The following is an 8,786-nucleotide window of genomic DNA, read 5'->3' as shown; positions in this document are numbered from 1 at the left end:
AGCTCAGGTTCAATTCAGCGCCCGGAAGCAGCGAAGACGCGAACTATACGCTACCCAAACTACAACTGTCAAATACTTTTTAAATTTATTTTCCCCTTCCCACCACATTCATCAGAACTGCAAGAGAAAATCACCTTTTGACATCACCTTTTTCTTATATTAGAATACTGCCCTCTTGTGCTCCGCGTTTTATTTTGGAGCGCATTTAATTGAACCAATTAACTATATATGGAGTTGAGTATGTACGCGGTCATAAAAACCGGCGGCAAACAGTATAAAGTTTCCGTTGGCGAAAAATTGAAAGTAGAACAGATACCTGCCGAACTCGACAGCCAAATCGAACTGACCGAAGTTCTGATGATTGCTGACGGCGAGTCTGTAAAAGTAGGCGCTCCCTTTATCGAGGGCGCAAAAGTAACGGCCAAAGTGGTTGCCCACGGCCGTGGCGAAAAAATCCGCATTTTCAAAATGCGCCGCCGTAAGCACTACCAAAAACGCCAAGGCCACCGCCAGAATTTCACCCAAATCGAAATCGTGGCCATCGCCTAAGTTTTTAACCCAATTTCAGGAGTATCAAACATGGCAAGTAAAAAAGCAGGCGGCAGCACCCGCAACGGCCGCGATTCAGAAGCCAAACGCCTGGGCGTGAAAGCCTACGGTAACGAACTGATTCCCGCCGGTTCCATCATCGTGCGTCAACGCGGCACCAAATTCCACGCTGGCAACAACGTAGGCATGGGCAAAGACCACACCCTGTTTGCTAAAGTGGATGGCTACGTAGAATTCACCGTAAAAGGCGCCCATAATCGCAAAACCGTCAACGTCCGCCCCTATACCGGCGTTGAAGAATAAACAATCGGCTATATTGGCCCACCCAAAGGATGCTGCTTTCTGGCAGCATCCTTCTTTATTGCCCGTCTCCAGCCATACTTCCCCGTAGCGCATCAAAACCCGGCCGCCTGCCAACTGCTATAATCCCCACCATCCGTTTTTCAGGTAGCCTCATCATGCATCGCAAGCAACCCATCCTCGCCATCACTTCCGGCGAACCCGCCGGCATCGGCCCCGACATCTGCCTCACCCTCGCCCAAACCAAACTGCCCTGTCGTTGTGTCATCCTCGGTGACAAACAGCTGCTCGCCAGCCGTGCCGAACAACTCGGCTACCGCATCACCATGGCCGACTACCAAATAAACCAAGCTCCTATCCCCGGCACATTAGAAGTGCTGCACATTCCTTTGGCTTCTCCCTGCCAAACCGGCAAACTCGATTCCGCCAACGCCCGCTACGTCCTTGCCATGCTCGACCGCGCCTACGCCGGTATCTGCCAAGGTGAATTCGCCGGCATGGTCACCGCCCCGCTGCACAAAGGCATCATCAACGACGCCGGCATCCCCTTCAGCGGCCACACCGAATACCTCGCCGCCATCAGCCACACCGAACAAGTCGTCATGATGCTTGCCGGCAACGGTCTGCGCGTCGCCCTCGCCACCACACACCTCCCCCTTAAAGACATTGCCGCAGCCATCACCCGCCCCCTGCTGCGTCAAGTGTTGCACATCCTGCACACCGACCTGCAAACCAAATTCGGCATCCCCCAGCCCACCATCCTCGTAGCCGGGCTCAACCCCCATGCTGGCGAACAAGGCCATCTTGGCTGGGAGGAAATCCAAATTATCGAACCCGAACTGCAAGCCCTGCGCACCCAAGGTCTCGATGTACGCGGCCCCTACCCTGCCGACACCCTGTTCCAACCCTTCTTGCTCAAAGACGCCGACGTCGTGCTCGCTATGTATCACGACCAAGGTCTGCCCGTGCTCAAATATGCCTCCTTCGGCCAAGGCGTCAACATCACCCTAGGCCTGCCCTTCATCCGCACCTCCGTTGACCACGGCACCGCTCTCGACCTCGCCGGCACCGGCCGCGCCGACCACGGCAGCCTGCTCACTGCCATCCAAACTGCCCTCAGCATGGCCGAACACTGGCAACACCACTGCGCTACCACATAGCCGCACGCCATCCCCAAAGGCTACCTGAAAATTATCCCCCTATACCGCAGAAACTTTTTCAGGTAGCCCTATTCAAGCCCCATTAGGCAACAGCATACTTCCCCGCCAATCAAAGGCTACCTGAAAAACACCAGCTTCAGTGAAGCGCAAACAAAACCCCATCACAGTTATTCAAAGACAGCAAGGCAACTTTTTCGCAACACCAAAATCCGCCACACCCCGGCCCGCAACCCCGCAAAATCATTGAACCCAGTGCCCTTTTTCCCTATAATCGACACCCCTGTATGTATCCCAACCCCGCAGCAGCCCATGGCCACACCCTTTATCGAAATGCAAAACGTCGCCTTTGCTTATGGCGACCGGCCCATCCTGAAAAACGTTAATTTTCAGGTAGCCAGAGGCGCGTTTGCTGCCATGATGGGCGGCTCGGGCAGCGGCAAAACCACCCTGCTGCGGCTGATTACCGGCCAAATCCGTCCCACCGAAGGATGCGTGCTCATCAACGGCCGCGACCTCGCGCAATTCAGCGCCGGCGAGCTGTTCCAACACCGGCGCAACATGGGCGTGCTGTTCCAATTCGGTGCCCTGTTTACCGATTTGTCGGTGTATGAAAACGTTGCCTTCCCGCTGCGCGAGCAGACCGATTTACCCGAGGAAATCATCCGCGATCTGGTGTTACTCAAGCTCAACGCCGTCGGCCTGCACGGCACGGAAGACTTAATGCCTGATGAGCTCTCCGGCGGCATGTCCCGCCGTGTCGCCCTGGCGCGCACCATCGCGCTCGACCCCGCACTGATGCTCTACGATGAGCCCTTCACCGGCCTCGACCCGATTTCGCTGGGCGTGATTACCGATCTCGTGAGCAAAATCAACCGCGCCCTGCGCTCCACCAGCATCATGGTCACACATGATATCCACCGATCCTTGGAAATCGCCGACCAAGTGGTGTTCCTGGCACACGGTGAAATCCTGTTTTCAGGTAGCCCGGAAGAGATGCGCAGCTTGGATTCGCCGTGGATTAACCAATTCGTCAACGGCCTGCCCAACGGCCCGGTCGCCTTCCGCTATCCGGCGGAAAACAACGTACAACAAGCATTGCTCAAGCGCTGACTATGGAATTTTTTCGCACAATAGGCCGCAAAACGCTGGCTTTTTTGCAGGAATTGGGCAGAACCACCCTATTCCTATTCGCCGTATTGGCGCGCTCCGGCACCTTGCTGCCGCGCCTGCGGCTGGGCATCCGGCAAATGTATTTCACCGGCGTACTGTCCATCATCATCATCGCCGTATCCGGCCTGTTTGTTGGCATGGTCTTGGGCCTACAGGGTTACACGCAGCTGGCCAAGTTCAAATCAGCCGACATTCTGGGCTACATGGTGGCCGCTTCGCTGCTGCGCGAACTGGGGCCGGTGTTGGCTGGCATCCTATTTGCCAGCAGCGCGGGCGGCGCAATGACCAGCGAAATCGGCCTGATGAAAACCACCGAACAGCTGGAGGCAATGAAGGTGATGGCGGTGGATCCGGTTGCCCGCGTGGTGGTGCCGCGTTTTTGGGCGGGGGTGCTGTCGATGCCGCTCTTGGCTTCCATCTGCAATGTGGCCGGCATTTACGGCGCCTACCTCATCGGGGTGCGCCATTTGGGTTTGGACAGCGGCATTTTCTGGTCGCAAATGCAGTCGAACATCGATTTCGGCTACGATGTGGTGAACGGCTTAATCAAATCTGCCGTGTTCGGCGTGGCCATTTCGCTGATCGCTGTGTATCAAGGTTTCCACTGCCGCAGCACGCCGGAAGGTATCCTGCGTGCCAGCACCCGCACCGTGGTGAGCAGCGCGCTCACCGTATTGGCCTTGGATTTTGTCTTAACCGCCATCATGTTTATCGGATAAACGGATTATGAAAAGAAGCACTTTAGAACTTTGGGTTGGCATTTTTGTGGCCTTGGGCATTGCCGCCGTGGTATTTTTGTCGCTGCGCGTGGCCGGCGGGCAGTCTTTTACCAAACAGTCGTATTACACAGTCTCCGCCAGCTTTACCGACATCGGCGGCTTGAAGGTGAAAGCGCCGGTGAAAGCTTCTGGCGTGGTGGTCGGTCGCGTGTCCTCCATTGAGCTCGACCCGAAAACCTATCGCGCAAACGTGGTGTTGAATATCGACAACCAATTCCACTTCAGCACCGACGTTTCCGCCGAAATCCTCACTTCCGGCCTGTTGGGCGAGCAATACATCGGCCTTCAGCAGGGCGCAGAAGAAACCGAGCTGAAAAATGGCGATGCCATCGAAATCACCAGCTCCGCCCTGGTGCTGGAACAGCTCATTGGCAAATTTATGACCAACACCGTGGAAAAAAACGGTGCCACACAAGGTGACGTACAATAAGTACACCGTAATATTTCATTTTTCACATTGAAAGGACAGCATCCATGAAAAAATCCGCCCTCACTGCCGCCTTAAGCATCGGCATCATGAGCATCGGCCTGGCTTTCGCCACACCGCAGCAGGCAGTGGACCAGCTCAAACAAAACAGCACCCAAGTGCTGAACATCCTGCAGCGCGCCAGCAGCAATAACGACGTACAAGTACGCCGCCAGGCCGAAAACTACGCCATTCCCTACTTCGACTTCACCCGCATGACCGAACTGGCCGTGGGTGCCAACTGGCGCAACGCCACCGCTGCGCAGAAAACCGCGCTCACCGAGCAGTTTAAAACCCTGCTCATCCGCACCTATTCCGGCACCATGCTGCAATACCGCAACGCCAACGTGGTGATCCGCAACAACCCCGTACAGCGCGGCAACAGCATCATCGTTACCGCCGATGTGACCCCCAGCGGCGGCAAACCGGTCACCATGGATTACACCATGTACCAAAACGGCGGCAAATACCGCATCTACAACGTGGCCGTGGAAGGCGCCAGCTTGGTAACCGTGTACCGCAGCCAGTTCAACAATACCATCGCGCAGAAAGGCATCGACGGCCTGATTCAGGAACTGCGCAGCAAAAACGGCAACTGATACCATGCACAGCGAATGCCGCGACGGCACGGTTTACGTGAGCGGAGAAGTGACCGTATCCACGGTAACGGCTCCGCTGTTTCGCGCCTACTGCCAGCAATTAGGCTACCTGAAAAACAGCGCCCGCCCCACGGTGGATTTCTCCGGCATCACCCAAGCCGATTCCGTGTGCATCTCGCTTTTGGCCGCCGCCAAACGCAGCCATCCCGAAGCCGCCTGGTCGTTTGCCGGCATTCCCGCCGGTGTGGCCGCGCTGGCCGAACTGTATGAAGTAGGCGATTGGATTTCCTCATGAAAAAACTGCTCACCCTCACCCTGCTCAGCCTCAGCCTGTCCGGCCACGCCATGGCCGAAGGCGTCGCCTACGACCCCTATGAAGGCTACAACCGCTTCATGTTCGGCGTGAACGACCGCATCGACCGCCACGTCCTCGTGCCCGCCGCCCGCGGCTACCGCGCCGTTACGCCCAAGCCCGTTCGCAGCGGCATCGGCAATTTTTTCAATAACCTGCGCGATGTTGTGAGCATCGGCAGCAACCTCTTGCGGCTCGATATTGCCAAAGCCGGCACCGACCTCGTGCGCGTCGGCATCAACACCACCTTCGGCTTCGGCGGCCTGATCGACATTGCCGGTGCCGCACAAATGCCCGACAACAAAAACACCCTCGGCGACACCTTCGCCAGCTGGGGCTGGAAAAACAGCAACTATTTCGTCTACCCCCTGCTCGGCCCCAGCACCGTGCGCGATTCCATCGGACGCACCGTAACCGGCATCTACTCGCCCAACCGGCTGGCCTTCGGTAACGGCAGCGGCTATTGGGCAGCCACCACCGTGGAAACGCTCGACACCCGCGCCGGGCTGCTCGACCTCACCGATAGCGTCGATCAAGCCTCGCTCGACCGCTACGCCTACATCCGCGACGTATACATGGCCGCCCGTGCCAAACAAACCGGCACCACCCTGCCCGGCAGCCAAGACGACTACGTGCCCAGTTTTGAAGAAGGCGGCGAGGGCGGGAACAATTCCGCCGCGCCCGCAGCGGAAACAGGCGATGCCGCCCAAACCGTAGGCATCCCCGCGCCCGCCGCCACCAGCCCTGCTCCCGCAGAAGCGGCAGCTCCCCAGCCCACCCCAGCTGCCGACGACATGGGCAGCATCCGCAACCTCGCACCCAACACCATCCACGTGGAAAACGTGAGCCAATAAACCCATCCTGCCGCTTGGCGGTCTGGCAAATTTTTTCAGGTAGCCCCAAGCCAACCAAGACTACCTGAAAATACCTGTTCAGCATCGCAACAAAATCCGGCAGCAACCGCGAACGGCTCATGAGATTTTTCAGGTAGCCTATCCCATTCAAAGGCTACCTGAAAACGCTGAGTTTCTGCGAAGCTAAAAATCTCAACACCATCAAAGGAGCAAAACATGTACGAAGTCAACCGCAGCCTGTTCCGCCTCGTGCCGCTGCAACCCTTTTGGAACTGGCTCGACAGCCTGCCCGATACTGACCTCTCCGGCCTCACCCTGCAGGAAATGCAGGATCACGCCAACGCCTACCTCATCAACCCCTGCGACGACCTCGAAGAAGTGTGGGCCGAAATCAAGCCGCAAATCGAAGCCATCTTTGCTGCCGAACTGGCCGACTGGTGCGAAGACGAAAGCCAGTGGCCCGACCTGCACCCCGACATCTTCGCCGAATGGTTCCACATCCAATTCTCCCCCATCGTGGGCGACCTATCCGCCCGCGAAGTGGAACGCGAGCCCTATGCCCCTATCGCGGATTAACTCCCCAACCGCCATGCCACACCGCACCTGCCTTACCGTCCGCGGCTATCACCTCGACGTATACCGCCATGTGAACAACGCCCGTTACCTCGAATTCCTCGAAGAAGCCCGCTGGGACTATTTCGACCACAACGGCCTCGCCCCCTTCTTCCGCAGCGGCCGCTACGGCATGGCCATCGTCCACATCGACATCCGCTACCGTCGCGCCGCCCTCCTGGGCGATAAGCTCGAAATCGAAACCGCCTTTTCCGGCATCGGCCGCCGGGAAGCCCTCATCCGCCAAGCCGGCAGCCCGCGCATATTGGTGGAGGCCGACATCACCTTCATGCTCATCGACCAATCATCCGGTCGCGCCGCCCGCTTCCCCGAAGACTTGCGCCAAACCATCGCCGCCCAAATCCCCGCTGAAGGAAACGCATCATGAAAAAATGGCTCGGCGCCTTCCTCTTCGCCGTGGTGCTCGCCGCCGCCGGCTACATCCTGCTCGCCCCCAAACACCAGCCCGCCCCCGCCTTCGCCCTGCAAAGCCTGCAAGGCCAAACCGTAGACCAATCCGCCCTGCAAGGCAAAGTCACCCTCATCAACTTCTGGTTCCCCTCCTGCCCCGGCTGCGTTACCGAAATGCCCAAGCTCATCCGCATGGCGCACGACTACCAAGGCAAAAACTTCCAAATCATCGCCGTCTCCATCCCCGTGCCCAGCGACCCCCTGCCCGTGGTCAAAGCCTACGCCGAGCAACACGGCCTGCCCTTCACCGTGCTCTACGACGAACAAGGCCGCACCCAGCAGGCCTACCAAGTCATCGCCGCCCCCACCTCCTTTTTGGTGAACAGCAAAGGGCAAGTGATAAAAACCTTCGTCGGCGAGCCCGACTTCGCCGAAGTGTACCGCCTCACCGACAGCCTGCTGGCCGAATAACCTGCCGATATTTTTCAGGTAGCCTCTGCCCCACGCAAAAGGCTACCTGAAATATCATCCCCAAATAATCAACCCCCCCGCACCATGAAACCCCAAAAACGCCACATCGACGGTGTCCTCCTGCTTGACAAAGCCGCCGGCATCTCCAGCAACAACGCCCTCCAGCAAGCCCGCCGCCTCTACCGTGCCGAAAAAGCCGGCCACACCGGCGTGCTCGACCCCCTCGCCACCGGCCTCCTCCCCATCTGCTTCGGCGAAGCCACCAAATTCGCCCAATACCTGCTCGACGCCGACAAAGCCTACCTCGCCACCCTCCGCCTCGGCCAAGCCACCGACACCGGCGATGCCGAAGGCAGCACCACCGCCAGCTGCAATACCCCCGTCAGCCCAAACGATTTTCAGGCAGCCTGCAGCCAGCACCTCGGCGAACAGCAGCAGCTCCCCCCCATGTATTCCGCCCTCAAACACCAAGGCAAACCCCTCTACCAATACGCCCGCCAAGGCATCAGCATCCCCCGCGAGCCCCGCAGCATCCGCATCCACGCCATCCAAATCCTCTGCTTCCACTACCCCGAAGCCCAAATCAGCGTGCAATGCAGCAAAGGCACCTACATCCGCACCCTTGCCGAAGACATCGCCCAAAGCGCCCGCACCCTCGCCCACCTCACCGCCCTGCGCCGCACCGCCACCGCCGGCTTCAGTATCGAACAGAGCCACAGCCTCACCGAACTCCAAGCACTCAGCGAAGAAGAACGCGATGCCCTCCTCCTCCCCTGCGATGCCTTGGTGCAACACCTTCCCGCCCACACCCTGCCCCATGCCGCCATCCAAGCCCTGCGCTTCGGCCAAACCCCCGCCGCCCCCGCCGGCCTGCCCGAACACACCCCCTTGCGCATCTACAGCGAAAGCGGCGAATTCATCGGCCTCGCCGGCGCCCAAGCAGGCTACCTGAAAGCCGTCCGCCTGATGAGCACGCAGGCCGCCCAAGCTTGGCAAACCTCTGGTTTATGATAAAATTATGCTGCTTAACAGCTCGGCTGAAGCCGACATAACTCTATAAAAA

The 8,786-nt window shown here is 58.4% G+C and carries 13 protein-coding genes; all 13 read left to right on the top strand.

Going from position 1 to position 8,786, the window contains the following annotated elements:
• Positions 1-240 precede the first annotated feature (240 nt).
• The 13 genes from rplU (at position 241) to truB (ending at position 8,734) form a co-directional block, all read left to right on the top strand.
• Positions 241-549, top strand: coding sequence for a 50S ribosomal protein L21 (gene rplU / locus H9Q10_RS05425; protein WP_197902983.1), 309 nt, complete (start codon positions 241-243; stop codon positions 547-549).
• A gap of 30 nt (positions 550-579) precedes the next feature.
• Positions 580-852, top strand: a complete 273-nt coding sequence (gene rpmA / locus H9Q10_RS05420; RefSeq protein WP_197902982.1) for a 50S ribosomal protein L27 — start codon at positions 580-582, stop codon at positions 850-852.
• A gap of 155 nt (positions 853-1,007) precedes the next feature.
• On the top strand, positions 1,008-2,009 hold the full coding sequence (gene pdxA, locus H9Q10_RS05415) for a 4-hydroxythreonine-4-phosphate dehydrogenase PdxA (RefSeq protein ID WP_197902981.1): 1,002 nt from the start codon (positions 1,008-1,010) through the stop codon (positions 2,007-2,009).
• 309 nt (positions 2,010-2,318) lie between these two features.
• Positions 2,319-3,119, top strand: a complete 801-nt coding sequence (locus tag H9Q10_RS05410) for an ABC transporter ATP-binding protein (protein WP_197902980.1) — start codon at positions 2,319-2,321, stop codon at positions 3,117-3,119.
• A 2-nt stretch (positions 3,120-3,121) separates the two neighbouring features.
• Positions 3,122-3,898: a lipid asymmetry maintenance ABC transporter permease subunit MlaE gene (gene mlaE, locus H9Q10_RS05405; RefSeq protein ID WP_197902979.1), complete on the top strand. Its 777-nt coding sequence runs from the start codon at positions 3,122-3,124 to the stop codon at positions 3,896-3,898.
• A 7-nt stretch (positions 3,899-3,905) separates the two neighbouring features.
• Positions 3,906-4,388, top strand: a complete 483-nt coding sequence (gene mlaD, locus H9Q10_RS05400; RefSeq protein ID WP_197902978.1) for an outer membrane lipid asymmetry maintenance protein MlaD — start codon at positions 3,906-3,908, stop codon at positions 4,386-4,388.
• A 44-nt stretch (positions 4,389-4,432) separates the two neighbouring features.
• Complete coding sequence (locus tag H9Q10_RS05395) at positions 4,433-5,023, top strand: MlaC/ttg2D family ABC transporter substrate-binding protein (RefSeq protein WP_197902977.1); 591 nt, start codon at positions 4,433-4,435, stop codon at positions 5,021-5,023.
• Between the two features lie 4 nt (positions 5,024-5,027).
• Positions 5,028-5,318 carry an STAS domain-containing protein gene (locus H9Q10_RS05390; protein ID WP_197902976.1) on the top strand — a complete coding sequence of 97 codons (291 nt, stop codon included), beginning with the start codon at positions 5,028-5,030 and terminating at the stop codon, positions 5,316-5,318.
• Positions 5,315-6,229 carry an MlaA family lipoprotein gene (locus H9Q10_RS05385; RefSeq protein ID WP_197902975.1) on the top strand — a complete coding sequence of 305 codons (915 nt, stop codon included), beginning with the start codon at positions 5,315-5,317 and terminating at the stop codon, positions 6,227-6,229. Before H9Q10_RS05390 ends, H9Q10_RS05385 begins: the two co-directional genes overlap by 4 nt.
• Before the next feature lie 216 nt (positions 6,230-6,445).
• Positions 6,446-6,805, top strand: a complete 360-nt coding sequence (locus tag H9Q10_RS05380; protein ID WP_197902974.1) for a VacJ — start codon at positions 6,446-6,448, stop codon at positions 6,803-6,805.
• Positions 6,786-7,229, top strand: coding sequence for an acyl-CoA thioesterase (locus H9Q10_RS05375; RefSeq protein WP_238480143.1), 444 nt, complete (start codon positions 6,786-6,788; stop codon positions 7,227-7,229). The genes H9Q10_RS05380 and H9Q10_RS05375 overlap by 20 nt, the downstream gene beginning before the upstream one ends.
• A complete protein-coding gene (locus tag H9Q10_RS05370; RefSeq protein ID WP_197902973.1) occupies positions 7,226-7,723 on the top strand; it encodes a peroxiredoxin family protein in 498 nt (165 codons plus the stop codon). Before H9Q10_RS05375 ends, H9Q10_RS05370 begins: the two co-directional genes overlap by 4 nt.
• An 84-nt stretch (positions 7,724-7,807) precedes the next feature.
• Positions 7,808-8,734 carry a tRNA pseudouridine(55) synthase TruB gene (gene truB, locus H9Q10_RS05365; protein ID WP_197902972.1) on the top strand — a complete coding sequence of 309 codons (927 nt, stop codon included), beginning with the start codon at positions 7,808-7,810 and terminating at the stop codon, positions 8,732-8,734.
• Positions 8,735-8,786 lie beyond the last annotated feature (52 nt).

The organism is Eikenella glucosivorans (assembly GCF_016025525.2).
Taxonomy (GTDB): Bacteria; Pseudomonadota; Gammaproteobacteria; order Burkholderiales; family Neisseriaceae; genus Eikenella; species Eikenella glucosivorans.
This window is presented reverse-complemented; position numbering and strand designations above follow the sequence as displayed.